The 24,986-nt window shown below is 59.2% G+C and carries 30 protein-coding genes, 1 tRNA gene and 1 pseudogene; 12 read left to right on the top strand and 20 right to left on the bottom strand.

Annotation, left to right across the window (positions count from 1 at the left end; all coding sequences use genetic code 11):
• Window positions 1-4: 4 nt before the first annotated feature.
• The 4 genes from A7A08_RS11230 to A7A08_RS11215 all read right to left on the bottom strand — a co-directional run bounded on the left by A7A08_RS11230 (window position 5) and on the right by A7A08_RS11215 (window position 4,307).
• Window positions 5-1,237 carry an ABC transporter permease gene (locus A7A08_RS11230; protein WP_069095579.1) on the bottom strand — a complete coding sequence of 411 codons (1,233 nt, stop codon included), beginning with the start codon at window positions 1,235-1,237 and terminating at the stop codon, window positions 5-7.
• Complete coding sequence (locus A7A08_RS11225; protein ID WP_083226698.1) at window positions 1,234-1,995, bottom strand: ABC transporter ATP-binding protein; 762 nt, start codon at window positions 1,993-1,995, stop codon at window positions 1,234-1,236. Before A7A08_RS11225 ends, A7A08_RS11230 begins: the two co-directional genes overlap by 4 nt.
• A complete protein-coding gene (locus tag A7A08_RS11220) occupies window positions 1,992-3,437 on the bottom strand; it encodes an efflux RND transporter periplasmic adaptor subunit (protein WP_069095578.1) in 1,446 nt (481 codons plus the stop codon). The genes A7A08_RS11225 and A7A08_RS11220 overlap by 4 nt, the downstream gene beginning before the upstream one ends.
• Window positions 3,438-3,536: 99 nt before the next feature.
• Window positions 3,537-4,307: an SIMPL domain-containing protein gene (locus tag A7A08_RS11215; protein ID WP_083226697.1), complete on the bottom strand. Its 771-nt coding sequence runs from the start codon at window positions 4,305-4,307 to the stop codon at window positions 3,537-3,539.
• Window positions 4,308-4,477: 170 nt separating this feature from the next.
• Here A7A08_RS11215 and A7A08_RS11210 point away from each other — a divergent pair.
• A tRNA-Ile gene (locus A7A08_RS11210) sits at window positions 4,478-4,554 on the top strand.
• Here A7A08_RS11210 and A7A08_RS17635 read toward each other — a convergent pair.
• Window positions 4,511-5,164, bottom strand: coding sequence for a hypothetical protein (locus A7A08_RS17635; protein ID WP_425349021.1), 654 nt, complete (start codon window positions 5,162-5,164; stop codon window positions 4,511-4,513). The genes A7A08_RS11210 and A7A08_RS17635 overlap by 44 nt on opposite strands.
• Here A7A08_RS17635 and A7A08_RS16565 point away from each other — a divergent pair.
• The gene (locus tag A7A08_RS16565) at window positions 5,108-5,515 is read left to right on the top strand and encodes a hypothetical protein (RefSeq protein WP_069095577.1); all 408 of its coding nucleotides are present in this window, start codon (window positions 5,108-5,110) and stop codon (window positions 5,513-5,515) included. The genes A7A08_RS17635 and A7A08_RS16565 overlap by 57 nt on opposite strands.
• A gap of 147 nt (window positions 5,516-5,662) precedes the next feature.
• Here A7A08_RS16565 and A7A08_RS17630 read toward each other — a convergent pair.
• The 6 genes and pseudogenes from A7A08_RS17630 to A7A08_RS17405 form a co-directional block, all read right to left on the bottom strand.
• A pseudogene (locus A7A08_RS17630) lies at window positions 5,663-6,076 on the bottom strand (recombinase family protein); the annotation flags it as partial.
• Between the two features lie 15 nt (window positions 6,077-6,091).
• The gene (locus A7A08_RS11195) at window positions 6,092-6,376 is read right to left on the bottom strand and encodes a hypothetical protein (protein WP_069095575.1); all 285 of its coding nucleotides are present in this window, start codon (window positions 6,374-6,376) and stop codon (window positions 6,092-6,094) included.
• 421 nt (window positions 6,377-6,797) lie between these two features.
• Window positions 6,798-8,051: a hypothetical protein gene (locus A7A08_RS11190; protein ID WP_069095574.1), complete on the bottom strand. Its 1,254-nt coding sequence runs from the start codon at window positions 8,049-8,051 to the stop codon at window positions 6,798-6,800.
• 90 nt (window positions 8,052-8,141) lie between these two features.
• The gene (locus A7A08_RS11185) at window positions 8,142-10,244 is read right to left on the bottom strand and encodes an ATP-binding protein (RefSeq protein WP_083226696.1); all 2,103 of its coding nucleotides are present in this window, start codon (window positions 10,242-10,244) and stop codon (window positions 8,142-8,144) included.
• On the bottom strand, window positions 10,244-10,753 hold the full coding sequence (locus tag A7A08_RS16915; RefSeq protein ID WP_342586667.1) for a hypothetical protein: 510 nt from the start codon (window positions 10,751-10,753) through the stop codon (window positions 10,244-10,246). Before A7A08_RS16915 ends, A7A08_RS11185 begins: the two co-directional genes overlap by 1 nt.
• Window positions 10,750-11,532 carry a hypothetical protein gene (locus A7A08_RS17405; RefSeq protein ID WP_342586666.1) on the bottom strand — a complete coding sequence of 261 codons (783 nt, stop codon included), beginning with the start codon at window positions 11,530-11,532 and terminating at the stop codon, window positions 10,750-10,752. The genes A7A08_RS16915 and A7A08_RS17405 overlap by 4 nt, the downstream gene beginning before the upstream one ends.
• 500 nt (window positions 11,533-12,032) lie before the next feature.
• Between A7A08_RS17405 and A7A08_RS16015 the strand changes: the two genes are divergently transcribed.
• Entirely contained in the window at window positions 12,033-12,845 is an 813-nt protein-coding gene (locus tag A7A08_RS16015) for a hypothetical protein (RefSeq protein ID WP_141693965.1), read from the top strand.
• Between the two features lie 961 nt (window positions 12,846-13,806).
• Here the strand turns inward: A7A08_RS16015 and A7A08_RS11175 are convergent.
• Window positions 13,807-14,430: a recombinase family protein gene (locus tag A7A08_RS11175; protein ID WP_069095572.1), complete on the bottom strand. Its 624-nt coding sequence runs from the start codon at window positions 14,428-14,430 to the stop codon at window positions 13,807-13,809.
• Window positions 14,431-14,618: 188 nt separating this feature from the next.
• Here A7A08_RS11175 and A7A08_RS11170 point away from each other — a divergent pair, with 188 nt between their 5' ends.
• Window positions 14,619-14,942, top strand: a complete 324-nt coding sequence (locus tag A7A08_RS11170; RefSeq protein ID WP_141693964.1) for a hypothetical protein — start codon at window positions 14,619-14,621, stop codon at window positions 14,940-14,942.
• Here A7A08_RS11170 and A7A08_RS11165 read toward each other — a convergent pair.
• Together A7A08_RS11165 and A7A08_RS11160 are read right to left on the bottom strand one after the other, a co-directional pair.
• Window positions 14,920-15,681, bottom strand: a complete 762-nt coding sequence (locus A7A08_RS11165) for a hypothetical protein (protein WP_141693963.1) — start codon at window positions 15,679-15,681, stop codon at window positions 14,920-14,922. The genes A7A08_RS11170 and A7A08_RS11165 overlap by 23 nt on opposite strands.
• Window positions 15,682-15,758: 77 nt before the next feature.
• Complete coding sequence (locus A7A08_RS11160; RefSeq protein WP_069095569.1) at window positions 15,759-16,403, bottom strand: hypothetical protein; 645 nt, start codon at window positions 16,401-16,403, stop codon at window positions 15,759-15,761.
• 259 nt (window positions 16,404-16,662) lie between these two features.
• Here A7A08_RS11160 and A7A08_RS11155 point away from each other — a divergent pair, with 259 nt between their 5' ends.
• Window positions 16,663-17,091, top strand: coding sequence for a hypothetical protein (locus tag A7A08_RS11155; protein ID WP_083226695.1), 429 nt, complete (start codon window positions 16,663-16,665; stop codon window positions 17,089-17,091).
• Between the two features lie 26 nt (window positions 17,092-17,117).
• Here the strand turns inward: A7A08_RS11155 and A7A08_RS11150 are convergent, their stop codons facing one another.
• From A7A08_RS11150 to A7A08_RS11135, 4 genes are all read right to left on the bottom strand, one after another.
• Window positions 17,118-17,351 carry a hypothetical protein gene (locus A7A08_RS11150; protein WP_069095568.1) on the bottom strand — a complete coding sequence of 78 codons (234 nt, stop codon included), beginning with the start codon at window positions 17,349-17,351 and terminating at the stop codon, window positions 17,118-17,120.
• Window positions 17,348-18,013 carry a TRM11 family methyltransferase gene (locus A7A08_RS11145; RefSeq protein WP_069095567.1) on the bottom strand — a complete coding sequence of 222 codons (666 nt, stop codon included), beginning with the start codon at window positions 18,011-18,013 and terminating at the stop codon, window positions 17,348-17,350. Before A7A08_RS11145 ends, A7A08_RS11150 begins: the two co-directional genes overlap by 4 nt.
• Window positions 18,010-18,261: a hypothetical protein gene (locus A7A08_RS11140; protein WP_069095566.1), complete on the bottom strand. Its 252-nt coding sequence runs from the start codon at window positions 18,259-18,261 to the stop codon at window positions 18,010-18,012. Before A7A08_RS11140 ends, A7A08_RS11145 begins: the two co-directional genes overlap by 4 nt.
• A gap of 237 nt (window positions 18,262-18,498) precedes the next feature.
• On the bottom strand, window positions 18,499-19,197 hold the full coding sequence (locus A7A08_RS11135) for a hypothetical protein (protein WP_141693962.1): 699 nt from the start codon (window positions 19,195-19,197) through the stop codon (window positions 18,499-18,501).
• Window positions 19,198-19,474: 277 nt separating this feature from the next.
• Between A7A08_RS11135 and A7A08_RS11130 the strand changes: the two genes are divergently transcribed.
• The 7 genes from A7A08_RS11130 to A7A08_RS11100 all read left to right on the top strand — a co-directional run bounded on the left by A7A08_RS11130 (window position 19,475) and on the right by A7A08_RS11100 (window position 23,257).
• The gene (locus A7A08_RS11130) at window positions 19,475-19,825 is read left to right on the top strand and encodes a hypothetical protein (protein WP_069095564.1); all 351 of its coding nucleotides are present in this window, start codon (window positions 19,475-19,477) and stop codon (window positions 19,823-19,825) included.
• A 90-nt stretch (window positions 19,826-19,915) separates the two neighbouring features.
• Window positions 19,916-20,212, top strand: coding sequence for a hypothetical protein (locus tag A7A08_RS11125; protein ID WP_069095563.1), 297 nt, complete (start codon window positions 19,916-19,918; stop codon window positions 20,210-20,212).
• Between the two features lie 20 nt (window positions 20,213-20,232).
• Window positions 20,233-20,469 carry a hypothetical protein gene (locus A7A08_RS11120; protein ID WP_069095562.1) on the top strand — a complete coding sequence of 79 codons (237 nt, stop codon included), beginning with the start codon at window positions 20,233-20,235 and terminating at the stop codon, window positions 20,467-20,469.
• 3 nt (window positions 20,470-20,472) lie between these two features.
• Complete coding sequence (locus A7A08_RS11115) at window positions 20,473-22,089, top strand: type IV secretory system conjugative DNA transfer family protein (RefSeq protein ID WP_069095561.1); 1,617 nt, start codon at window positions 20,473-20,475, stop codon at window positions 22,087-22,089.
• An 18-nt stretch (window positions 22,090-22,107) separates the two neighbouring features.
• Window positions 22,108-22,416, top strand: coding sequence for a hypothetical protein (locus A7A08_RS17400; protein ID WP_069095560.1), 309 nt, complete (start codon window positions 22,108-22,110; stop codon window positions 22,414-22,416).
• A 2-nt stretch (window positions 22,417-22,418) separates the two neighbouring features.
• Window positions 22,419-22,691 carry a hypothetical protein gene (locus A7A08_RS11105; protein ID WP_069095559.1) on the top strand — a complete coding sequence of 91 codons (273 nt, stop codon included), beginning with the start codon at window positions 22,419-22,421 and terminating at the stop codon, window positions 22,689-22,691.
• 104 nt (window positions 22,692-22,795) lie between these two features.
• Complete coding sequence (locus tag A7A08_RS11100) at window positions 22,796-23,257, top strand: hypothetical protein (RefSeq protein WP_069095558.1); 462 nt, start codon at window positions 22,796-22,798, stop codon at window positions 23,255-23,257.
• A gap of 24 nt (window positions 23,258-23,281) precedes the next feature.
• Here the strand turns inward: A7A08_RS11100 and A7A08_RS11095 are convergent, their stop codons facing one another.
• Window positions 23,282-24,604: a relaxase/mobilization nuclease domain-containing protein gene (locus A7A08_RS11095; RefSeq protein ID WP_069095557.1), complete on the bottom strand. Its 1,323-nt coding sequence runs from the start codon at window positions 24,602-24,604 to the stop codon at window positions 23,282-23,284.
• A 3-nt stretch (window positions 24,605-24,607) separates the two neighbouring features.
• On the bottom strand, window positions 24,608-24,979 hold the full coding sequence (locus A7A08_RS16335) for a hypothetical protein (protein ID WP_069095556.1): 372 nt from the start codon (window positions 24,977-24,979) through the stop codon (window positions 24,608-24,610).
• Between the last annotated feature and the right edge of the window lie 7 nt (window positions 24,980-24,986).

The raw sequence follows: 24,986 nt of genomic DNA, 5'->3' as shown, positions 1-24,986 counted from the left end.
CCGGTCACTCATACCGCAGCGCGTCGATCGGATTGAGCCGCGAGGCGTTCCGCGCCGGGTAGTAGCCGAAGAACACGCCGACGAACCCGGCCGACAGCAGCGCGATCACCGCCAGGCTCGGCGAGATCGCGACCGGGAACTGCCCCCAGACCGACAGCGCAAGCGCGCCCGCCGCCCCAATGGTGAGCCCGATCAGCCCGCCCGTCACGCAGAGCGTCACCGCTTCGATCAGGAACTGCACCAGGATGTCCCGGCGCCGCGCGCCGACCGCCATGCGCAAGCCGATCTCCCGGGTCCGCTCGGTCACGGACACCAGCATGATGTTCATGATTCCGATGCCGCCCACCACCAGGGAGATCGCGGCCGTCGCCCCCAGCAGCACGCTCAGGATCGCCTGCATCTCGCTGCGGGTGCGGATAAACTCGGCCATGTCGATGATGCGGAAATCGTCAGCCTCGCCGGGCTGCACCCGCCGGGTCTGGCGCAGCAGCCGTTCCAGATCCTCCTGGCCGTACTCCATGTCCTCGGCGCCCTGAAACTGCACCATGATCATCTCGACATTGTCCGGGACGGTCTCGTCCCCGCCGACCACCCGGCGCCGCGCCGTCGAAAGCGGCATCAGGGCGATATCGTCCTGGTCCCGGCCGAAGCCAGACTGTCCCTTCTCGGTCAGCACGCCGATCACCGTGAAGGGCACGTTCTTGATGCGGATGCGCTCGCCGACCGCGTCGGTCGTGCCGAACAGCTCCTTCGCCAGAGTCTGGCCGAGGATGGTCACCTTGGCGGCGGACTGCTCGTCGGCCGGGGTGAAGTTCCGCCCCGCCAACAGCGGCCAGTTGCGGACCGACACGTAATCCTGGTTCACGCCCTGGATATTGGTGGTCCAGTTCTTAGCCCCGGCCACCACGCTGGCCGAGCCGTTCAACATAGCGGCGACGCCGGAGACGCCCGGAACGCCGCGCCGGATCGCATCCGCATTACGCTCCGAAAGGGCGAGCGCCGTGCCTGCGCCGCCCCGCCGTCCGCCACTCCGTGTGGAGCCGGGGAAGACGATCAGCACGTTGGTGCCAAGCGACTGGATGCGTTCCTCGATGGCTTGGGAAGCGCCCGTGGCGATGGAGATCATCACGATCACCGACGCCACGCCGATGATGACCCCGAGCATGGCGAGGAAGCTGCGCAGGGCGTTGGCGCGCAGCGCAATGAGTGCGACCTTCAGCGAGGCGAACAGGCTCATGATCGGTCCTCCACCACGCGCCCGTCCTGAAAGGTGATCTGCCGCTTCGCCCGCGCCGCGATGTCGAGCTCGTGGGTGACGATGATGACCGTGATGCCGCTCTCGTTGAGATCTTCGAAGAGGGCGATGATCTCTTCCGTGGTCTTGGAATCGAGCGCGCCGGTCGGCTCGTCGGCGAGCAGGATCTTCGGCGCGTTCACGAGCGCGCGGGCGATCGCCACGCGCTGCTGCTGGCCGCCGGAGAGCGCCGAGGGCTCGTGCGCGGCGCGTTCCGCCAGCCCGACGCGCTCCAGGCTGACCCGCGCCCGCGCCTTCGCATCGCCTGTATCCTGCGCGTAGAGCAGGGGCAAGGCGACGTTGTCGAGCGCCGAGGTGCGCGGCAGCAGGTTGAAGGTCTGGAAGACGAAGCCGATCTTCTCGTTGCGGTACTGGGCGAGCGCGTTGGTGCTGAGCTTGCCCAGATCGGCTCCGTCCACGGTGAGCGTCCCGCTGGTCGGCTGATCCAGGGCGCCGATGAGATTCATGAAGGTCGACTTTCCGGAGCCCGACTGTCCCGTAACGGCGACATACTCCCCGGCGGCGATCTCGAGGTTCACGTCCTGCAAGGCGTGCACCGCGCTGCCGCCCATCACATATGTCTTGCAGAGATCGCGGGCCACGATCTGAGCGGTGGCGGTCTCGGGGCGAGCGGCGGTATCGGCCGCATCCAGTTGCGCGACCCGCCGCTTCGTCCGCTTTGGCGGTGCGACGTCGCTCATTCGCTCTTCTCGCGCACTCGGATCACGACCTCGGTGCCGGCGTCGAGCCCCTCCTGAACTTCCGTATCCGTAGCGTCGGCGAGGCCGAGGCGGACCTCCACGGGGACGAGCTTGCCGTTGCGATAGAGCCAGACCGTGCCGCGCCGGCCCTGGGCTTGCCGCTGCCCCATCTCGAACTGACGGAACTCCTCGGCCGAAAGCTGCGTGCGCAGCACATTATTCCGACGGAGGCGGTTACGCTCCTTCTCGTCGCCGCGGGACGGCACGCCGAGTCCGGGCTGCTCATCGGCGCTTCGCTCGAACTCCGCTTCCAGAGCGTCGCGAATCCGCGCGATACGCTCCTCGTCGAGATCGAGATATTCGTTGAGCTGCCGGATTACCTTGGCTTGCTCGCTGTTGCCGCGTCCGGCTTCTTCTGCCCCGTCGTCGTCCGGCTGCACCAGGGCTTCGGCGGCGCCCCGCGGCTCGAACCGCAACGCCTGGCTCGGCACGGTAACCACGTCGTCGTGCTCGCCCGTGACGATGGAAACATTGGCCGTCATGCCGGGCAGCAGCTTGCCGTCGCGGTTGGCGGCCGTGATGATGACCGTATAGGTGACCACGTTCTCCAGATCGGTCGGCGCAAGCCTGATCTGGTCCACCTTGCCCTCGAAGCTCTCGAACGGGTAGGCGTCCACGGTGAAGCTCACCCGGTCGCTGGCTTTCACCTGCCCGATATCGGCCTCGTCCACCTCCGCCTCAATCTGCACCTGGGAAAGATCCTGGGCGATGACGAACAGTTCCGGCGCGGTGAAGCTCGCCGCTACGGTCTGGCCCACCTCTACGGCTTTCTCGATCACCACGCCATCGATTGGCGAACGGATATAGGTCCGCGCGAGATCGACCTCGGCGTTCTCAAGCGTCGCCTCCTTCTGATCGACCGTCGCCCGCGCGTTCTCGACATTGGCCTTGGCGATGGCGAGCGCTTCCGCTCCGGCCTGGGCGGCGACCGCCTCGTCGAGTGCGGCCTGGGAGCTCGCCCCGCGCTGCACCAGCTTCTTCGCCCGGTCGAGGTCCAGATTGGCCTTGATGAGATTTGCCTCGGCCTTGTCGACCTCGGCGCCTTGCAGGGCGGCATTGGCCTTGGCGATGGCAACCGCGGCCCGCTCCTCCTTCACCTTGGTTTCGAAGGTCGAAGGCTCGATCCGGGCCAGCACGTCGCCGGCCTTCACCTTATCGCTGTAATCGACATTGATGACGCCGATATTGCCCGAGAGCTGGGAGCCGATATTCACCGTCACCAGCGGCGTCACCGTGCCGGTCGTGGACACGGCCCGGCGGATGTCGCCGCGCTTCGCCGGCGCGGTCTGCACCTCGAACCCGTTCTGTGACTGGCTCTCCCAATAATAATAGCCAGCGCCGCCGGCGATGAGTATCGCCAGCACGATCAGAACAAGCCGCATCGGAATTCCCCGTCTGAAATCAATCCCATCCGCCCCCGGCTTAGCATGAAGCCAAAGGGGCGGAGTCTTACAAAACGTCCAGAAAGAAGCGCTGGCGCGCTACTTCAGCTCCCACGTGACGTTGAGCTGGATCGAGGTCGTCGTCGTGCCGCCCTCGATGGGAGCCGGTGCGGACATCGCCGCCTCCATGCGCATGGTGCTCCGCTTCGGCATGGGCGAATAGTCGTTCTCCGAGATGGTGATGACCTTGCCGAGCCTGGCGCCGGCGGCCCTCGCGTAGAGCTTCGCCTTGGCGATGGCCGCCTTCATGGCGTTCTTGCGGGCCTCGTTCTCCTGCTGCGCCGGGTCGTCGAGGCCGAAGCTGATATCGTCGATCTTGTTGGCGCCGAGGCTCACCAGCTTGTCCAGGATCGTGCCGAGCTTGCCCACCTCGCGCACCGTCAGATGTACCTGGTTCACCACTTCGTAGCCGACCAAAGTGCGGCTGGTGCGTCCTTCTTCCGGCTTGTGATCGGTCTGATAGACGGGCTGCACGCTGAAGGTGCTGGTCTGGAGATCTTTCGGGTCGACCCCGTTCTCTTTCATCGCCGCGACGACTTTCGTCATCCGCTCCGTGTTCTCGGCCAGCGCCTCCTTGGCCCTCTTGCCTTCGCTGATCACGCCGGCAGTGATCTCGACGAGATCCGGCGTGGACTCCACCGTGCCCTCTGCGGTGATGCTGATCGTGCGCGGCTGAGCCTTCTCGTCCGCCATGGCCGGCGCGGCCGCCAAGCAGCCGAGCACGAGGGCCGCGGCCGTGAACGCACCTATGGACGTCCGAACATGCGCTCCGAACTGTGCGCGCGTGGAATGAGTATGAATCGGCATCATGGAAATCCTCCTTGGGTCGCTCCGCACAGGGCGGGCATGCAATGCCCCCCCATAGCCCAATCGCCTGGACGGAAGTTTGGCACGCGGAAAATATTCGCGAATAATTCGAACTCTGCTATGACCCGAAGGCCCGCCACGAAGACCCGAAATGAGGAGTCCTCGTGGGGCAGGGGCCCGTAGCTCAATTGGTTAGAGCCGACGGCTCATAACCGTCTGGTTGGAGGTTCGAGTCCTCCCGGGCCCACCAAACCATACTTACCGGCACTCAGTTGGCTCAAAAGCCTGAAGGGATAAGCGATTCCGCCGGTTCGATAACCCTCATTTCGGCTGTAGAGCATCTCGTCACCAAACAGGAGTTTGGGGACCATTCTGCGCTCTACGAGGTGCTCTGAATCCCATAGTTTCCGCGGGTTTGCGACGAAGGAGAGGGCGGTTCGATATCCCGTGTGGACGTGTACTTCGGGCGTCTCGGCCCGGACCAGTTTCTCCTCCAATGAGACTTTCTGCGCCTGCAGCTTGCGGATTTGATCTTCGTAGGCGCTGACTAGGGCGGGACTGTCGGCTTCGACCAGCCGCTCCATGATCTGCCCCAGCTTGCGCTCGATAAGAGTGCGGTCAGCCTTAAGCGCCGCAAGGCCCTCCGCCTGTCCTTTGATTCGCTGCTCCCATGCCTGTTCGACCATGAGGCGCAGGGTGGTCATGATGGCTTCTGACGGCCTCAGCGTGTCTAGAAGCTCGTCGAAGTCGCCTTCGATCTTTTCCTTGCGGACCGACTTGCGGAACTGATCGCAGCTTTTCGTATGGCAGAAGTAATAGGCGTAACGGGCATTCCGGCCCTTGGACCAGGCGGCGGTCATGGGATTACTGCACGCAGCGCAGCAGACGATGCCACGCAGTGGAAACTCCTCGCTCGTGTCCTTGCGTATGCCGCCTTTGGTGCGACCGTTCAGTCGCTCCTGAATGCGCCCATAGGTCTCGAAGCTGATCAGCGGCTCGTGCCGCCCCTTGGTGAGGCCTATCCCCCATTTCGGGGCGTCGATGTACCCGGCATAGACCGGCCGCTCCAGGATGTCCTTCACGCGCTGGAGATGCACCTTTTCGCTGCATCGCATGGTGAATTGCGGGAAGCTGTCGAGGTGGCGCTTGATCTCGATCTGGCTGGCGAAGCGCCCACAAGCAAAACCTTCCAGAACGTCGCGGATGATTGAGGCTTTGGGTTCGTCTGGGACAAGCATCTTGCCGTGCCCGGCGACGCGCTCGTATTTGTACCCGGCCGGGGCGCTGAAGACATAATAGCCGTTCATGAAGCGCGCCCGCATGCGGTTGACGACCTGTTCGGCGTTCTTCTGGCGCTGATGCTGCGAGACGGAGGCCAACAGGTTCTCGACAAGCATGCTGTCGGAGTCCTCGCCGAACTCAATGGAGGGGCTCTCCAGCTTGCCTCCAGCCTGGCCGATGGCAGCGCGCAATTCGATATGAGCTTGGAGACCGCGCGCCAGACGGCTGATGTCGTCGATGATGACAACATGCGTGCCGCCGCTCTTCTTACTGCGGAGGAAGCTCAGCATGGCCAGCATGCCGGGCCGGTCGATCATGCCGCCGGAGACGCCTTCATCCCGGAACACCTCCGCAATCTCATAGCCACGGTGGCGCGCAAATTCGCGGCAGCGCGTCTCTTGCGAGACCAGTCCGTGGCCTTCCTTAAGCTGCCGAAGGCTGGAGACGCGGCAGTAAACAACCGCACTTTTCGTATTGGGTGGAATGCTCATTATCGCACCTCTTTCTTATTCTTTTTTGTCTTTCGGCCCCTCTAGTTTCCGCAGAAAATCCTCGTATCCATCAAGAACAGGATCGGCGGCAGCTTCCTTGAAATATTGTAACACATTGGATTCACTAAAGGAATCATTATCGTTGGCGGCAATGAGTTGCTGCGAGGGGTGCAAACCGAATGCAAGATCGGCGAATGTCTCGGCGACGATCCAAAGCGCCTCAATAGTCGCCCGCTTCTGATCTTCGGAAAGATCGAAGTCATCAAAATACGGCAGGTACTTCTCGGCATCGAGCGCCATGGCCGGTGTTGTTTCCTTTCTCCGTCGGGGCGGGAAGCGGTGCCGCTCCAACTCGCCGCACAATTGCGGTTATGGAAATAGGATACCGGCCGCGCCTGAGCGCGAAGGGGGAATGTCGGGAAAATCAATTTTCCGGGTCTCGTCCACATCCTCACCAACCACGTATGTGGTTCTCGGAGCCTGCCCGTCGCGAAGCATGAAGGCCGGTGCGGGCGGCAGGGTGTCATACCCCGAAGCGAAGAGAAGCGGGTTGACGCCGCAAGCCGCCTGACAGCGGCATGATGCAAGCTAAAGAGCGGGTAGGCCAGAACCACCGGCCGTGGTTCTTGGTGGGCCTTTGAGCAAAAACATGGTTGCTTATAAACGTACGCGACCAAATCCCTGGGAGACAAAGCGACTATCGCTTGGCGAGATCCTAAGGCTACTTTGGAGGCAGAGCATGCGCGGCAACAATTGCATCAGTCAGAATCTTTGACCTATCTCGCGCTGCCAGGTCGTAGAGATCGATAAGAAAATCTCTCAGGGCGGAATTCCATTCGGCCGGGTCGAAGCTTTCTAGCTGAAATGTCTTGGTAAGCCCCTCCTTTAGGATCGGTCCCGCATATTCTCCGGATCTGAATTCGGCGCTGGGAACGAGAAGATATTGACCCTTCAAACCAACAGCTCCGAACTCGACAGTGAAGGGCGGGCGAATTTTGAGATCATTCTCATAGACCAGACGGTAATTCTCCAAAGTCGCTGACAAGGCCTTTTCGACCGCAAGTGCCACTAGACCCGAGCGGTCTCCATTTCGGAAGGGTTCCTCGCTCACCCCCCAAAGTTCGCCCGTCTCAAAGATTTGCGTAAAGCTCGTGATGCCCTCGCCATGGGGTTGAAGACTGATAGCTCCCCAGTTGTTTTGATTGCTGAGCGGATTGATCACACGCTGCATGGGCATCAACCTGGGAACGGCTTCTATTGCTCGGGTCAACCCAAGGCGAGGTTGATCAGAGTATGTTGGATACAGTCGCAGAAAGATGGCCCGGTCCCTCTTGAAGCGCAGTTCCTGCTCGCCGGGATACCCAAAATTCACCAGCACATCATTTGGGTGAAAGAAAAACGCTGGCGGCCTGGCCGGTGTCGCCGATTCAAAGAGATTGTCTGTTCGCGCTTTGGCTAGAACTTGCTGAGCCATCAGTCGCAAAATGGCTTCTAGTTTTTCAGAGAGCTTCGTCCGCGCCGCCCGCCGCACTCCGTCCGCACTGCCGGGAGGCAATTCATACTGAGTGGGATACCGGAGATGTCCTAGGTCGAAAGGCAACTCATTCGGCGGTCCATAGTGGGTGTTCAGTACGGGCATCATCGCTTCGGTCGTCAGTGCGTGAAGCGCGTAGCCATACTCGGCCATGACATTGGAATTGGGGACGAGCTTTCCCGCATCCGTTTTTGCGACGAATGTAAGATCCGGCACGAAAATGTCTGCCAGACGAATCTTTCTGAGGATCGTTTCAGTAACTGCTGGAGTGCCAGGAACTCCTTCGGTATCGGCGTCGATTTTGATCTCAACGCCAAGAGCGTCATCCCCGTTTATGCGCTTTGCCGCATCATCGAGGGCTCGTCGGATGAAGTGCCGGTGTTCCTTTTGATCTCGGTCGCTCTGCCATGCATAGAATACAGTGATTGTCCGTTTAGACATTTACTTTGTCCCCACGCGAAACTGGATCAAGGCGCAACCACGTAGTCCAGACGCAGGCGGGACCGTTTCTCGCCATCAAATTAGAGCACACTAGAATGGGATTTCATCGTCCGGCTCATCTGCCGGATCGGCTTCAGCAGGTGGAAGAGCGGCCGCGGCACGTTTTGCTTTGCCGTCCTGTTCCGGATCTTTTGGTTCTGTCAAACCCCAATTGTCGATGACGGTCCCGAGAGGGAAGGTGTCAGCGCGCCCCCAGTCCGCGAAGGGTGCAGCAGTCGCGCTCCACGGTTCCTTTGTCGGCATCTTTATCTGAACCCGAGCAGGAACGTGGACCGCGCTGCCGAATACGATAGCCTCACCGGCTGCAAGCACAGTGACCTGGTCGAGCAGACGTTGAGCCTGTCTGGGAATGATCCGGCGGAAATGATCAATGTCGTCAGGATTTTGCAGGCGGTGAGAAAAGAAGTTGGCGCATTGGCTGATGATTGTCTGACTAATTTCACTTGGCCGTTGGCTAGCAACCATCAGAGACAGGCCAAACTTTCGACCTTCCTTGGCGACCCGTTCGAACGCCCGTCGGGATAATGCCTGTCCTCGGTCCTCAACGTGTGCAGGCGGTCTTGCATAGTTGTGGGCTTCCTCGAGCACCAAGACCCACGGATACCGATTGCGCACATCGGGGAGTAGCATCTCCCGCGTTTCCAGCAGCAGTCTTCCAATCAGCGCACATGCAAACGGTAAGATCTCAGAGGCCAACATCGAGAGGTCCAGGATCGAGACGCGCAAACCGCGCTTATCACTTATTCCTAGTTTCTTCATCCAGTCGGCATAGCTGTAGACGCCCTGCTCTTCATAGCTGAAGAATGGCTGCCACCTCCTATCATCGAGTCTGGTGCGCAACCGGAGCTTCAATGTCACAAGATACTGATCAATTTTCTTGTTGCTCTCCTGGTCGGTAGCTCTATCCACTAAGCGAGGATCGCGGAATTCGGTCTTGCGCACGTAGCGGGGAGCGTCAGCGGTCTTTGCGAAGTTGACGCCATCATTCTGGCGCGCAGAAATTTCCTCCACCAACTCCCGGCGTATCTCTGTGAGGCGATCTCTAACTTCCTTTTCATTCGATATCTTCCGCCATTGGTCTCTAGTGTTTGGCGTCCAGGTAGGTAGCGCTCGGAAAACTGCCCAATCAACGTCGGTTGCGTACTGCTCCGCATGAGTTATGGCGAGGTCGAAATTGGTGGCGGGGGTATTGCCATCTAGCCAGCCGAGGGCCGCATCGACTTTCCCAATCGCTACCTGCAGGGGATCGTAGGCGCCACCCCCGCTAGGGTCCGATTTTGCGATCGACCACCAGTCTTTTAAAACCGGCTCTTGTGTTGCTTCCGAGGCCTGGAGCCATTCACAGATCTCTTCCCCATTCATCAGCCACGCGGGCAGACAGAATTCTTCTCCATTCAGATAGATCCTGTTTGGTTCACGGGCATGGAACGACTGATCGCTTTCGAGGAAGGCGCTCCCATATTCTCCGTTGATGTCGAGAATGAAAATATGAGGCTCGGGCTTATCGACTTTGGCGAGGGTGTCATGCTCAAGAACGCTGCGGATAAGGCTCGCGACGGTATAGGATTTTCCTGATCCGGTGTTTCCAACGATGGCAAGTGGGCGCGAAAAGAGGTCGTTGAAGGACGCCTTCACTTTGGCGTTCTCGTCCCCCGTCTGGTGGCCGATCTCCAGAGGAAAGTCGTGCGGGCCTTCCTCCCACTCGCGGGGCTTATTGCGTTCGGGCGGATGCGCAAAGATTGCGGCCAGAACGTCGGGAGCGGCCACTTCGGCCGGAGTGTCAAGAGTTGGAAGTACAGTGATGCCAGGATCGAAATCCCAAGTCTCCGTCCCTGACTGCCTTACAGTTCCTAGCAACTGAACAGAGGCAATTCGCCGGGGCTTCACGAGTTCTAGCGACAGCTCTTCATCGCGCATTGGATCAAAGGTTTCTCGCGCTTCAAGATCACTGAGAAGACCAAGGGCGTGAGACCCTGCCCCTAGGTCGAAAGTCAAAAAGGAGTTGATTGCTACAGCCCGTTGGACGCCGTCCGGCGTCGCACGCGAGGAGGATCGAGAGGTAGATGATAACTCGACCTTCAGTCGGAAACCGTTGACAGAAACGACATGGCCAATGACGCGCGGTTCATCCATCACTCTGCGTCCGACTCACTATCCGCGTTGTTCTCAACCCGTCTGATTTGTTCCTCGAAGGAGCGCAGGCGTTTGTAGTCTGCCAGCCATTTGACGTCGGGCATGACCTTCTGCGCGAAGTCGGCGAATGTCGCGACCTTAAACGAGCAATCTTCCCCCTCAGCCAATCTTTCAGTCAGCACAAAAGCGCGCTGCCCGAGGCTCTGGTAGCGGCGAACGCGCTCGACGATGGCGCTCTGCGGGTTCGGCTCTACAACGAGCATAACCAACGACGGATTCATCAGGGCCGTTTCGATTATTCGCGTCACATGATCGTCGCCAAAGCCATATCCGAGGACCAGCAAAAAGGTTTGTGGCTGATTCAGTCGTGCATGGAACAGCCGAAACAGGTGCCCGTACGGCATATCCAGTGTTTGTGTGAGCTTCTGTGCGGTAGGCAGAATGCCGTACGACCCAATCTTCTTGAACTCGTCAGAAGCTAGAGTCCTAGCCTTCTGATCAGGCGTCATCCCGCGGTATTTAAGAGCGAAGGTGAGATCCTGATGACGGGCTCGGTAGGTTCCGTCCTGGTCGACATACCAGTGGAGCGACCCGTGAAGTTTATAGAGCTGAAGGAACTTATCGAAGCGTCGCACCCGCCCTTCGGCGACATCTCCTGGATAGTAGACATCGAGCCGTACACTGCCGGGTCAAAGCGGGAATTGGCCTTGCCGGAAAAGCCGTCGAAGTACTGGATCCCTAGTTCTTCGATGGCTTGCTCAAACAACGTGTCGTAGTTGAGCGTGAATAAATGAGTGCGTCCGAGGTTCGCCTCGCGCGCGATCAGCTTCGCCAGAAAAGGAATATGACCCGAGGAATGCGTCGCATCCGTTCCAGAGAACTCGCTCCGATCAATCTGCAGGGCGCACTCCGCGAAAATGGCTTTCTCGATGTAGCCCTGTAATTCGGTGAGCTCCTTAGCATCAAGCGAGAGAGAGCCTTCTTCAGCCGGATTATTGCCCTTCCAGGCCACGGATACGATCGGGGAATCGTCCGATGCTGTTAGGCCAGCGGTGTTAAACACATAGCTTAACCAGGCCTCAAATCCGACCGGCCCCTTCTCTTTCTCTGCAGGCCAGCGAGACTTCCGATGATTGATGACAGCCTTCGCATTCGCCGAAAGGGGTACCGCCTTCTCAACAGCGTCCAGAACGAGGCATTCCAGATTATTCGATCTTGGACCGGCCATTAGGCGACCGGCTGAACTGACAGACGTGCCCGCAGCGGTAAGAACGACGACATTCTCCATGCGCAACCAATCCGCAAGAAGAGCTTGTATTCGCCTTAAGCCGTCTTGGGATGATTTCTCCGCCAGCAAGTCGTCGCTCTCGCCCGCTGCCACGGGGGATAGCAATTGATACCTACATTCGGTCATGGCTTCCGATCAATCACCAGAGAGCGAGCCTGCGATAGAGGTCGCATTTGGATCAAAGCCAGCAGCAATTGCAACCATCGGGTGAGGTTTGGATGCTCGTCAGACCTGGCCATAACCTTCCCGTGACGTGCGGGCGGCCTTTCACCGATATGCCTAAGCGATGGTCGGGCCACCGTGCATTATCCAGTGTAGGTAGAGAGGCGAGTTTCCAAGCCCAGCGAGTGGGTTCAGGGCCGCGATAGGATTCCTGATCAATGGGTGCAGGGAGAGTCGACTTCTCCCGCGCGTGGTTCAGCGGACAAGACGCTGGCGGCATCCAATCCGCGGAGGGTCGGCCCTGGGGTCTCGGGGAGATGGAAGATTCCTGAGCGGGGATGAAACGACCGGACGCTTCGTTGGTGCAGCGATGGTTCGATGCCGTCGATGCGGCAGAGCGCGGGGGATGCAACGGGGGTGCGCAGCGACCCCCTTGCCGAGGCGGCGAAGCCCGTCCGAGACGAGATGGTGCTGTAATACAGCACACATCTTGCCATCATCAAAAATGGTTTAGTTGTTACAAAAGCGCCGTGGCTTTAGCGATCAGCGGGTGTTTGTTTGTTCAACCGGAGGGATATTCTTTAAAGAGATCAGCTTTCGATCTTTACTTGATCAAATGTCCCGATCTGCATGTAGACTACAGCGATGGTGGCATCCCTTTGCGGGGCTGTTTAATGGCAAGGCGTCGTAGGAGACAAAGCGATGGTGACGGGGCTAATTGGACAGCCGCCGCGATAGGAATCATCTTCGCGGGGATGGCTGGCCTTTACCTATATAGCCAGTTTACGGACATGCTTGAGCGCTCCAATCTCCTGTCCGATGTCGTCGATGCTATCAATGCGAATGATTCTGAGAGATTGGCTGCGCTATGGACCCCCTGTAACAATAAAGGCTACGACCCAGATTTTTCCTCTTTTATCAGGACGTTGAATGATCAAACGCCGTTCACCGGGCCGGAATATCCGAAAGAAGATAGAATATATTTTAGGAGAGCACTGTTTCTTCCAAAGAACATCAATAAGAACGACACAAATCGGGAGAGCGTCCAGGGTTACTATAAGAACAAAGACTCAAAATGGGTTCAAATTTCCGTATATAAGTGCGGTGGCTGGAAAAAAACTCCGATAATTCAAGTATTATTTGTTGACTAACAACGCTTCATATAATATTAGTGGGGTACTTAATTAATTGATTAATTAGCACGCATGAAGAATTATATATTATCGCTATCGTTCGGCGCCGCGGTCTTGTCGGCAGGAATGGCTGCTCCTATAGCGTCACCAAGCCCCGTTGAGCATTCAAAAATTCAGTGCAGCAAAAGCCTGCTCAATTATGTGGTGCCTATTAGAACAATACATTGTCAGCCAGCGCGTAACTGAATTCTCCTATAGTGGAGTCGGGTGTCGCATTAGGGAGATCAGCAACAAAAAGGATAAGAGAAATATAATGGTACGTTTAAAAATATTATTTGAAGTATATGCACGGATTTGGGGCGATGGACATAATGATGGATGCGAGGAGCGCGTGAAGGAGATTCTATTAACAGCGGAACTCGAAAGTCGACAAGAGCCAATTTAATGGCGCGTCCAATCACCCGGCGCACTCCAATATCCCCGTGTAGAAGCCACCATCAAGTACCAGAAGAGAAGGGCGGCTACGGATGAGATCAAGAGCCACATTATCCAGCTAACACCTGAAAAATATGGCGTTTGATAGAATATTGCGCCAGATATACCTAGAGAATGTATAACAATAAAACAAAATGCACTAAAGAATGCTGCCAATCCTAAAAGGTCGCTCCTCACCCGGAATGTAATAGAGAATCTCAATACACGCAGATTTCTCCAAAACCATAAAACCGAAATAAACCCCGCTAAAGGCCCGAGTACCTCCACCCACGCGGCATAGAAATCCGGGAGAATCCATTCCAATATAAAGGAAAGAACAAATGCCAGGACCGTGAATATCACGATGGCAGTCAAAACTCCTGTAAAATTCATCACTTGTTCATTCAATGGTCTTGGCATCTCTCCCTCATCGCAAGATCGTGGCCACCGGTGGATTGGGTTGCATATTAAAAACGATACTCGCAAAACAAGCGCAATAAAAAAACTAGCTGCAGGCATCACGCATACCAATCAATCCTATTCGCTTAAACGCTCGCCCCAACGTTGCGTGGCTGACTTTCAGCCTCTGAGCGGCAATGTGGATAGGGGTGCCATTCTCTAGGATGTCGCGATGGGTCGCGAGGATGGCCTCAAGATCGAGCGCATGGGGGCGACCGATCTGCTTCCCGCGGCGGCGGGCGGCTTCGATGCCCTGGCAGGTGTTCTCGCGAATGATGTCGCGCTGGAACTCGGCGACCGCGGCGATGATGTGAAAGACCAGTTTGCCGCCCGGCGTCGTCGTGTTGATACCTTCGGTCAGCGAGCAGAAATGGATCTCGCGATCATGAAAGCGGGTGAGCAGGCTCGCCAAATGGCTGACCGAGCGGCCGAGCCTGTCCAGCTTGAGGACCACCAGCCCATCGCCGGGCTGGAGCACCGCCAAAGCGCGGTCGAGGCCGGGGCGGCTGGCCTTGCCGCCGGACACGCCGTGATCGCGGAAAATCCTCTCGCACCTGGCATATTTGAGCGCATCGAGCTGCATCCGCAGCTTCTGATCCGGCGTGGAGACGCGGGCATATCCGATGCGCCTGCCGGGAATATCCAGCGGGGACCAGGGCTTCTCCGTCATGACGATGCCTCGCCAAAACCGAACCCTTTTGTCGGACCTTGAATTTCGGAATGAACAATTAGCCTAAAACAGAAATCGGGCGTAAATTGGTCCCTAATATAGTATTCACATAACAATAACTCCACGATATCCTCACTCGACATAAACGTTCATTTATGTTGAGCAGAAATATACTTCACCTCGCAAGTGTGGGTGCCATCGTATGCAGTTTGACGGGGGCCGCGTCTGCCGAGCAGGGAGAAGGCTTCACCGGCGAGCGCTTCCTGGAATATCCAAAGAATGCGCAGATGGCCTACATCACCTCCTCAGCTTTAATGGCTGGCGTAATCGCGGCGCAGAATAAGAAGCCCCAGGCCCAATGCATCGATAAATGGGCGGTGGCTGCGATGAAGAATGAGTATAAGGAGGTGATTGATGCGATGAGCGAGTTTCCCGATCACCATCCCACGGGCGTGATCGTGGCAGTGCTCCAGAAGGCGTGCGGACGGTTCAAGTACCTGGACCAGGAATAGCGATGTCTGGCGTCACAGCCAACGGGGCTGCGGTTGCCTCTTCGGATATTGCAGTCTCTACCTTGAGGATGTCGGCCATCGCATCGTCCAGTTCGGGCAGGAAGCTTTCCAGCTCATCGGATGTGGTCGGATTATCCTCGTCGCTCATGCGATCACGAATCCGACCAAGCGAATTCACTTGGATCTCCTGCACGTGACCAATCGATTGATTAAGGCCTGCGACACGCTCTCTGTGCGCTGATAGCTGCTCATAGCTCGGTTCGTCACCGCGCCAATCGATGCTGGCGGCATCAAGGTCGCTGACCTTACCGCCATGCTCGGTGCGGACTTGGCCGTTCTGATCTTTGAAGACACGCGTGCCGTCCTGCAGGCGCGCGGCGCTATCGAGCGTCGTCTGCAAATCCTGCTCCGCCTTGGCCAGAGCAAGACGGGCTCTTTCAAGCGCGCGTTCCGCCGCTTGCTCGGCTTCGCGTAGTTTGGCGAAAGTGTCTTCGTAGAGAGCGGCGTACTCGGGATCGTTGGCAAGCATCCATTGCAGACGCGTCATAGCCTCGGCCTGACGCTCGCTCTTGCTCTTGCCGTCTTTAATCCGCTCGCGTTCGTCCGGGCTTAAGAATCGCGCCAGGCGGCCGGTCTCGCGCCCGGCCATTTCATTTTGCAGATCCTCGAAGTCTTGACGGCGCACGGCCGCGAAGAATGCGGCCTGCAAGTCCATTGTTGTTTCAGGTAGTTCCCCCATTCACACCCTTATTCTTATTATGAGTATATTTTACCGTAAGTCGGATTCCGCTGTCAAAATTCGGCATGCCCCCGCATTCAGTTCGGATGGTCGAGAAGGTGCTCGACGAGGATGGCGCGAAAGGTGCCGAAGGAGAGGAAGGTCTTTTCCTTCGGGTCGCAGCGTCCACGCTCTAACCTGCGGCTGTTCTGCAGGACGGTTGCGATTGTCACCATGTGAGTGAGCCGAGCCCGAAGCAACGAGACCGGATCGCGCTCGGGCTCGGCGTAGATATTCAGTGCATGATAGAAGCTGCGAAGACTATTGATGGCTGCTGCCGCTTCTTGATCTCGTTCTCGCGATCCGAATTGGCCGTACAAGGGGCAACCCCTACAGATGGGATCGGCACGCCGTCCAGCGCGGTAATTGCGATAGCAGGTATTCTGGGCATGGCACTCGGCGAGCAGGTCGAGCACTGCACCCTTGATGAGCGCGACCTCTTCCGCGCCGGTGACGTGGACCAACGCCGCGTTGGCGCGGTGCCAGCGTGCAAAGACCGGATCGGATAGCCTGTCCCGAAAATCGATATAGAGGCCGCGCATCGTCTTGCGCGTCGTGCCGATCGCATTGGCTGCGGTGTTGACGCCCACACCCTGGCCGAAGAGATCGACAGCCTGCACGGTCTGCACGAGATCCAGCTTCGCGTGCTTGCGAAGGGGATTGCGTGCTGGTGGCTCGTTCACGGGTGCACCTCTCCCCTCAAGCGCGCGGAATCTAGTGGGCCGATTTTCGCACAAACCCAATGCTTTCGTCTTTGGCCCGTCCACGCCTTCTTCCCGTTCTGTGTAGTCGGGCCGGGAAGGGGATTGTTTGGGCTTGGCGAAGCGGGCATCCTTTATGAGCCTTCCCTGGAAAAACGCATCCCTTCGGACCGCATGAAGCGGCTTAAGGCGGATTCCGTCCCGAGCCGATCACGCGAAGTCCGGCGAGAAGGAGATGCGAATGGACAAGTTTGGCGAAGGGATTTCAGGTCTTTATATCGCGCACGATGCGGAGCGCGTTGATCCCGCTGGGGAGAGCGTTACGGTTGCGAGCGATTTTCAATTGCGTTCGCCCGCGCATTTTCAACGCCTCGCGATTGCGACGGCCGCGCTCGGCTTACCTCGCCGTGCGATTACGGATTGGCTCGCCGATGTCATCTATGGCTATGACGGGCGCATTCTTTGGCCTAATGGCAGCGAGCACGGCCTTCCCGATATCGAGGAGGTCTTCGGCGATGACGGCAGCTATCGCTGGCTCGGCTATTTCGTGAAGTTTGCGGAAGAGCCTCCTCGTCAACGTCCCCAAGCGCGTGTGGTCGAACGTCTTCGTGTGATCGATCTTGCTTTCAAGATCGCGCATCCGGAGCGGGCGAGGCTGATCGCGAGATGAGCGACAACCTCGCCTGGCGGATGGCATTACCCGCTCTCGCTCTGGCCCACCGGATTGCGGTGGATCGCAATGATGGCGCGGTAGAGCGCGAGCGCTGTTTCCAGATCGCGCTCCAGCGGCAGCAACGTGCCGATGCATTGGTTCTGCTTGCGCTCGGCATTGGCGGTCATCGCCGCCCGCAACGTGACGCTTGCTGCGACGATGCGCTGGTCGAGTTCGGCCAGCAGGGCCGCGATGGCTTTGTTTGTCGATGTGCTCATTGTTCTTCTCCTTCTTGCTGAGCGTTGATGGATGCGCCGTCTTCAAACGGTGCGGTTGAGAGCCAGCGGAAGACGGTTTCGCCGGTGAAGCCGTGATCCCAGATCATCCAGACATAGCGGTGCATGGCGGTGTGCCTCGTGGCGAGCTGCGGATCTCCGCAAGGCCAGCAGATGCAGTCGTCGAGCGCGTAGATGACGCTCGGCGGTTTGCGCATGTAGCTTTCATGCCGGGACGGATGGCAGAGGCTGGCGATGTTGAGCAGCATCGCAACGCGCCCGCCGGTCTGCTCGGTAAAGCTCAGCGCTTTGCGGATGAACTTGTCGGCCAGGCCGCGCCCATAGGGCGGGTTGGTGACGATGTTGCGAGCGAGCGGCTTGTCGGCTGTCAGGAAGTCATGACCGGACTCGCCGTAGCCCCAATCGGTGATATCGGTGGCGACGGTGTCGTAACCTTCCGCGATTAGCTCGCGCGCGATTGCGCCGTCACCGCAGGCCGGTTCCCAGATGCTGCCCTCGAACTCTTCTTCTGCCAGCAAGGCGCGGATGGCGCTGGGCGGTGTCGGATAGAACTCGAAGGGTGCGCGGCCTCCTCTGAGGCGGGGGCTCGCCGCGAACGGCGAGCCTGTCTTGATGGAAGGGTTGGTGAGGAGAGAGAGGATCATGATGCGAACCCTTCCTCGTCGCCGGACTTGTCCGCGACTTCGCTCAGGAACAGCACGCCCTGATGCTGGGTCAGCTCGATGGGAACGAAGTCGAGGCGGATGATGCTGCCGCCGCCGTTCTTGCGGGGCCAGACGCTGCCGATCTCGCGGGCGGAGCCGAGGCGCTCATTGCCTTTTTCATCGGTGCCGATGATGCGGGCGAAGCTGATTCGGTGGCTCGGCCGGGTTTTGGGTGATTGCTTGCTCATTTTGAACTCCTTTTCGTTCGTCGTTGCCGGGCCGGGACTTCCAGCCCATGCGCGGAAAGGATCGCGGCGCTTCAAGCCGGGTCGTCATGCCCAACACGGGTGCGGAGCGGGCAGGGCATTGACGAAGGAGCGAACAGCTCCGATCGGCGCGTCCGCGATAGAGCGCTGGGGATGAGGGTTGGAAGTGAGAAAAGGCCCGGCCGATGAACCGAAACGAGGAGTGGGTGAGCGATCACATCAACGCGGCTCGGAGCCGAGCGGGTTCTTCAGCAGGTACCTTCGAAAATCCTCATAGAGACGAAGCTCCGGGAAGTGATGTCGCTGCACGCTGATGGCGGCATGCAGAAAATCGGTAGCGCAGCGATTGTCCGTCAGGTCAGACTCACGCCCTTCGACCAACCGCCGCAGCGAGGGCAGGTTGAAGTCGATGGCCTCCAACAGGTGGAGCGCCTCCATCGCACCTGACGCATCGGCCGTAGACGCAGCCAGCGGCAAGGCGATCGCGCAGAACATGCGCACGGCCTTGTTGATGAGCAGGTTGCGCTCGTCGAACTCATCCTTGAGCCGCGGTGCATGACGCTTGCGGTAAAGGCGAAAGTCGCGGCTGCGATAGACGCGGCGCAGGATCTCGCGGCCGTGATCGCTCAAGGTCTCATCGAGAAAGAGCAGCGTCCCGGTCGCGCCGAAGCGATCGGGTTGGATGCGCACTGCGCTCGCCAGCTCAGCGCGTAAGCTCCGGTAGGTCGCGCGGATCGTCTTGCCGGAGACATGGGTGCTCGGGGCTAACGCCTGCACCGGCATGTTTTCTGAAAGTCCCCGCAGCAATCGCAGGAATTTGTGCTCGGAGAGCTTTGCCCCGATGCAATAGCGGTTTTTGGGAGCGCTTCCCCGCGCTCCTTTTTTTGTTTTTGGCATCCTTCCCTCCTTCACGTCCACGCTTGGTTTGCGCATGAGCCGGGAGGGCTGTGCTTCCCTTCGATTTTGCGGCTGTAAGGAGAGGAAATTTATCCTGACAGAAGAGGTTAAGAAATTCCTGAAGGAGCCTCCGGTGCCTTCAAACGTATGCCCTTAAGCCTCTGAACAGGAACGCGGATTCGAAATCCGCCAACAACAAGAAGAAGGAGTAACTACCATGTCCAACTGTACGCTTTGCGGACGCAGGCTTTGTCCCTGCTGCAGCCCCAGACCATCCGACCCGCCGAAGGTCGCGATTGTGGCTTCCGACTATGAGCTCGCCCGCGTTTCGCACTTCCAGCGGCTGGCGATTGCCACGCGGGCCTTAGGGCTTTCCCGGCGCGAGATCCCGAATTGGATGGCGGATGTCATCTATGGCTATCGCGGTCTTATCACATGGCCGGGCGGCAAAGCCTTCATCGTGGGAGACGACGATATCGACGCCGTCTTCAATGATGACGGCTCGTTTCGCTGGCTCTCGGACTTCGTCAATTTCGCAGAGCGTGCGCCACGGCAGAAGCCGCAAGAGCGCGTCATCGAGCGGCTGCGGTTGATCGATCTCGCATTTCGGATTTCCGATCCGCGGAGAGCCGAACTGATCGCGCGGTGATCGAAATGCCCGCGGCTCTTTTTCCCAAGTCTCGCCCGGCCGCGCAGAAGGCCGGGCGTATCGTCCGCTCCAATGCAAAGGAGCGAGACGATGTTCAATCCGCAAAATCAATTTCGAAAACCGGGCGGCGGACCGATGGGCTCGGTGGACGGCACTGCGAAGGTTCTTGGATTCGTCGTGGCCGTGCTGGCTACGCCCACGATCTACGACCTGACCGTCGCTTATTTCAGCCGCGTGATCGTCAACGGCTACGGCTCAGAGTTCCTCGATCTCTTCCAGCTCGGCTGGTTCGGGGTGCTTGGATTGCTGACCTACAACATCGCCCGCGTCGCAATCGCGCCTGCTCTTCTGATGGCAGGGACGGCTTTGGCGATGCGCCTCATCTAAAATTCAAAGGAGACATATCGATGAGTTGGACACCCAATGAGATTACGGACCGCGAGGCGGTCAAAAGACGCAACGGCTTCGTCAAAGCCGGATTTGTCGCATGGGGGCTGGCGTTCCTCTTTCAGAACGTACCCGACATGCAGGCCATTGCGGCATGGCTGATTGTCGGCGGTCTGGTGGCCTTCATCGTGGCCTGGAACACGAAGACCAAGCTTAAAAAGAAGGGCGAAGTCGGCGTGTATGGAAGGGACGGCTAGCCCATGTCCTCTTCCGCCTTCAATGAAGAGTATCGTTTCGGCAGCGCCGCCTGGGCAGGCGAATACGGCCTTGGCGCTGCCGGGCTCTTCAAACACAAAGGACCGCAGATCGGCTACTTCGGGAGTAAGCCGCTGCATCTGGATAGCGATGCGCCGATGCTCACTATCGGCGGCGCGGGCTCCGGCAAGCTGCGCGATATCATCGGCTACGTGGTCTGCAACTCTCCGGGGCAACGCATGATCGCGCTCGATCCGCGCGGCGAGCTTTCCGCCATCTCATTCCATGTGCACGCCCAGAACGATGAGTATGCCTACTTCTGGAATCCCTTCGGTCTGCATGGCCTGCCGCAGCACGCCTGCAATCCGCTCGATATCCTCGAAGCGACAAGCCCCAACTTCCACGCCGATTGCAAATTCGTTGCCCGCGCTTTGGTACCCGTCTCCGGCGCGGCGGAGGGCAAGTATTTCGAGCAGCGCGCCAGCGCCTGGATCGAAGCACTGATCAAGGCCGATGTGGAAGGCAATGGCCAGACCAGCTTGCCGCGCCTCGGCGCAATCGTGAACCTCATCGAATCCGGCAACGCGCTCTGGGCCGATGTGCTCGAAGCGATGCTCGGGTCAGCTTTCGACGATGTGCGCCGCACGGCGGGCGAGATGCTGGTCAAGCAGCAGGACGCTCCACGCGAGTTCGGCTCGGTCATGGGTGAGATCTACGCCAATCTCGGCTTCCTCGACGATCCGGTCCTGCAGCGTCATCTTCGGGAAGCGAAGTTCTCGCTGAGCGCGCTGTGCAATCCAGCACGGGTCACGAAAATCTTCCTGATCGTCCCGGCGGAGTACCTGAAGCAGCTCGCGCCGATCCTGCGCCTGATGTTCACTGGCACGATGCTCTACAAAGCGCGCGCGCCGGAAGCAGCGCGCGTGATGATGCTGGTCGATGAGGCGGGGCAGCTCGGCTCGTTCGACGCCCTCCTGCAAGCCTTCACCTACGGGCGCGGGGCGGGCATCCGTTCTTGGGCGTTTTTTCAGGATGCTGGGCAGATGGTCCGCCATTACGGCCAGCCCGGCCTGCAGGGCTTCATGGGCTCGGCACAGATGCGCCAGTTCTTCGGCGTGCGCGATTACCAGACTGCGCAGCTCGTCTCAAACATGCTGGGCGGGGAGACGCTCGAATACGATGATCCGCAGCGCCAGGAAGCGGCGAAGCATCTGAAGCTTCAGGCGCTTCAAAAGCTGATGAATGGCGAGGATGCCTTCGGCGCGATGATCGATGCAGCCCATCACAGCCGCGCTGCGCAAATCCGTACCAAGCAGGCACGCAAGCTGATGACCGAAGAGGAGATCCTGAGCCTGCCGGAAGACCGGCAGATCATCTTCATCTCAGGCAAGAACCTGCCGCCGGTGCTGGCGAACAAGTATCCTTATTTCAGCCGCCGCGAGATGGCGGGGCTATATCTGCCCAATCCCTATCATCCGCCAGGCGACCGCGTGCCCGTCAAAGCCCGCTTCGGTCGGCGCTGGCTGCGCGTCATCCGCGAAGGCGTGCCGGAGGAATATGCTGCTTTCCCCCAGTACAGCGACGGCGAGTGGGCATATTTGGAAGGGTACAAACCACGCTAACGAGAAAGGAAGCCACCAATGACCGAAGAAACCGAAACCAAGAAACGAGGCCCAAGCCACATCGCCTATCATGTGCGGGACGGAGAGGGGGAGAAGTCCTACTTCAACCGCATTGGCTCGGCCTGGCCGCATAAGGACGGCAAGGGCTTTAACGTCCAGCTCGACTCCCTGCCGGTCGACGGCCGCATCACCATTCGCTCGGCGAAGGACCGGGTGAAGGAGATGAAAGACGCGTTCCAGGAATCCGGAAGTCAGGGCCTCCCGGCCCTGCAACCCGGTCCATCGAAAAGTCGCAGCCGCGATGACGGACCTGGCATGGAGCGCTGATTATGAACGCGTTCAAGCAAGCCTCAAGCGGAGCAGCCACCAAGGCAGAGCTGGATCAGCGCATCGCCGCGCGGCCGAAGCCGAAAGTTGAGATGCAGCTTACCCCGCAAGGGGCAGAGGCCGTCGAAGTTCGCCGCGAACTCGACCACGCCTCCGAACGCCGCATCAAGCATCTCGAGGAACGGCTACAGACCGCCCGCAACGGGCTCGAAAACAGTCACGCCCGCGCGCTGCAGCGCGGCCGTGCCAAGCAGGATTTTGATCGGGGACGGTAAGCCGTCCCCGCTCCTTCTATCTTCTCGGATTACAGCTTTCCTACATTCCAAGCGCCACAATGCGGACGCGCTCTAGAGCGAGCATGCGCTATCGAGGGATAGCCATGAGAAGTTCGATCGTTTGCGCGGTTGCAATCGCGCTGCTGCTTCTTTCAAGCGAAGTCGGTGCATCTGAGAGCACGGCGTCAGCCCCGCATGATCTCAAAGTTGAGGTTGCGAAGCTTGCGGAAGAGGCCCGGCAAGCCGAGCGGCACTGGTTCGAACGTGAATGGACCGGCTACCGCGATGATCCCAAGGCGTTCGCTGAAGCGATGCGATTTCCCTACGGCTATTACTGGACGGTGCAACTCGGCGCTTGCACGGAATCCCTTCAAGACGTCGCTGAGATAGAGCGCAGGGCCGCAACGCTCCGCCGAGAGATTGACATTGCGCGCGCAGCCGCGGGCGCGGAGCAAAGGCGGGACGATTTCGCGGGCGCGCTCTCCGACCTCGATAGGATCAATGAGCGCATGAAGCGCCGCAAGGAAGAGTGCCGCTCGCGGCGCATGGTGTTCGCCTACGACTAGACGATCACATGAGGCGCTATCGTCTCAAGCCATTGCCGCGCGTGCGGCCTGGCCCATTCGGCGGGCGTGAACGAGGCTCATTGCTTTCGCCGCGCCTCCGCTTCGCTTGGCAAATTCCTGGGACAACGCCAGCCGCGGATTGAGTTCCCGCACCTTCCGTCGGTCCTGTCGCAACTCCCGAAGCAATTCCGCGTGACGTCCTCGTACGGTGCGGATTTGCTCCTGCAACGCCTGGCGCTCGCTAAGCTGCGCATCGATCAGCCGCTGGCGCTGGCCGCCGTCGCGACGAAGAGCGGCAAAGGCCTCACGTTCATTCTGCTTGCGGATCTGCGCATGCTTGCCGGTGATCCGGCTCCAGATACCTTTGACGCCTGTATCGAAGCGGGCGGCTCGGCTGCGGCATTCGTCGGCCCAGCGCGCGTGCTGGCGATCCTTGAGCTTCGCGCGTTCCAGCCGATGCTGGCCCGCCATATGCTGCCGCTTTGTCTCCAGCGGAGATAGCGCGCGGCGTTTTCGTTCCTCCGCCTCGCCCTGGTGGCGCTGGAAGGCAGCGGTGAGATCCTTCGCAAACTGCGCCTTGGCTTCCTCCACGCTTGGCAGCTCCTTCGGCTCGCCAAGCCGCGCATTGATCTCCTTTGTCTTCTTGCCGGTATAGCGTGAGATGGAAAGCGTCTCGCCCTCATGGGTGACAGCTACGAAGCCGCGGCGGTCGCCTTTGGCAAGCGTAATGCCGCGGGCCTTGAGCGCTTGCGCGAAGGAAGCTCGTGAATCGGAGGCCGCCCAGCACTCCTGCATCATCGCTTTGAGGTCGCGCGCATCGCGGCCCATGCGTTTGGCTTGCTGCCATTCGGCCAACGTGAAGTTACGCGGGTCGGCCTCGCGGCTGTTCATCAGCCCGCGCGGCAGTTTCCAGCCGTTCTCGATGTAAAGCTCGCGCGAGAGGTCGCGGAGCTTGAGCTTGAAATGCGAGAGGTTCTTCGCTGTCATCGTCTCGGCATCGATGCGCGACCAGACGGCATGGCAGTGCCTGCGGCCTTCTTTCTCATGAAAGACGATCACGCGCGGCTGACCGGTGAGGCCGTTCTTGTCCTCAATGCGGGAGATCGCGTCTTCAAACGTATCGACCGAGACGCACTCCTGCTGCGGCGGGCTTAGCGAGACGGAAAACAGGAACTGCTTGCAGCGCGTGCCACGGCTCACCGCATAGGCTTCCTTGAGTGCGCCGACCACGTCGTCCGACACAAAACCTCGGATATCGTGCAACTCGACATGCTCGTTCTCGTCGGTGCGGAGGAGATGCTGGCCGAGCTGTTTGCCGCCGCCGCGCTGCGAAGCTTTCAGGATCATCGCCTAGCGCTCCTGGATTCCGAGCGCCTTCATGAGGAGCAATTTCATCTCGGCGACGTCGCGGCAGGCTTGCTCTAGATCGGCTTCAAGCTGGGGCGATACTGGCAGCGCGCCGATGCGAGCGGCTTCTGCAATCGCGCGCAGGCTGGATGAGAATTCTGCTCGTCCTAGCTTTGCCAGCACGGCGGCTAGTTCAGCCTTATGTTTGGACGGTGCTCGGCGGGGACGGGGCCGATTGTCGTTCGCGGCAAACAGGCATTCGCGAACATAGGAACCAACCGGCCGCCCATTGGCGCGCGCCTCCAGCTCCGCCCGCTCTTCTGGAGACAGGCGGAGAGAGAAGGGATTTTGCTTTGTCGAGCCTGCATTCTTCATCCTCCCA

The sequence above is a fragment of the Methyloligella halotolerans genome (genome assembly GCF_001708935.1).
GTDB classification, from domain to species: Bacteria; Pseudomonadota; Alphaproteobacteria; order Rhizobiales; family Methyloligellaceae; genus Methyloligella; species Methyloligella halotolerans.
Note: the sequence above shows the minus strand (reverse complement) of the source record. Positions and strands in the feature narration are given on the sequence as shown.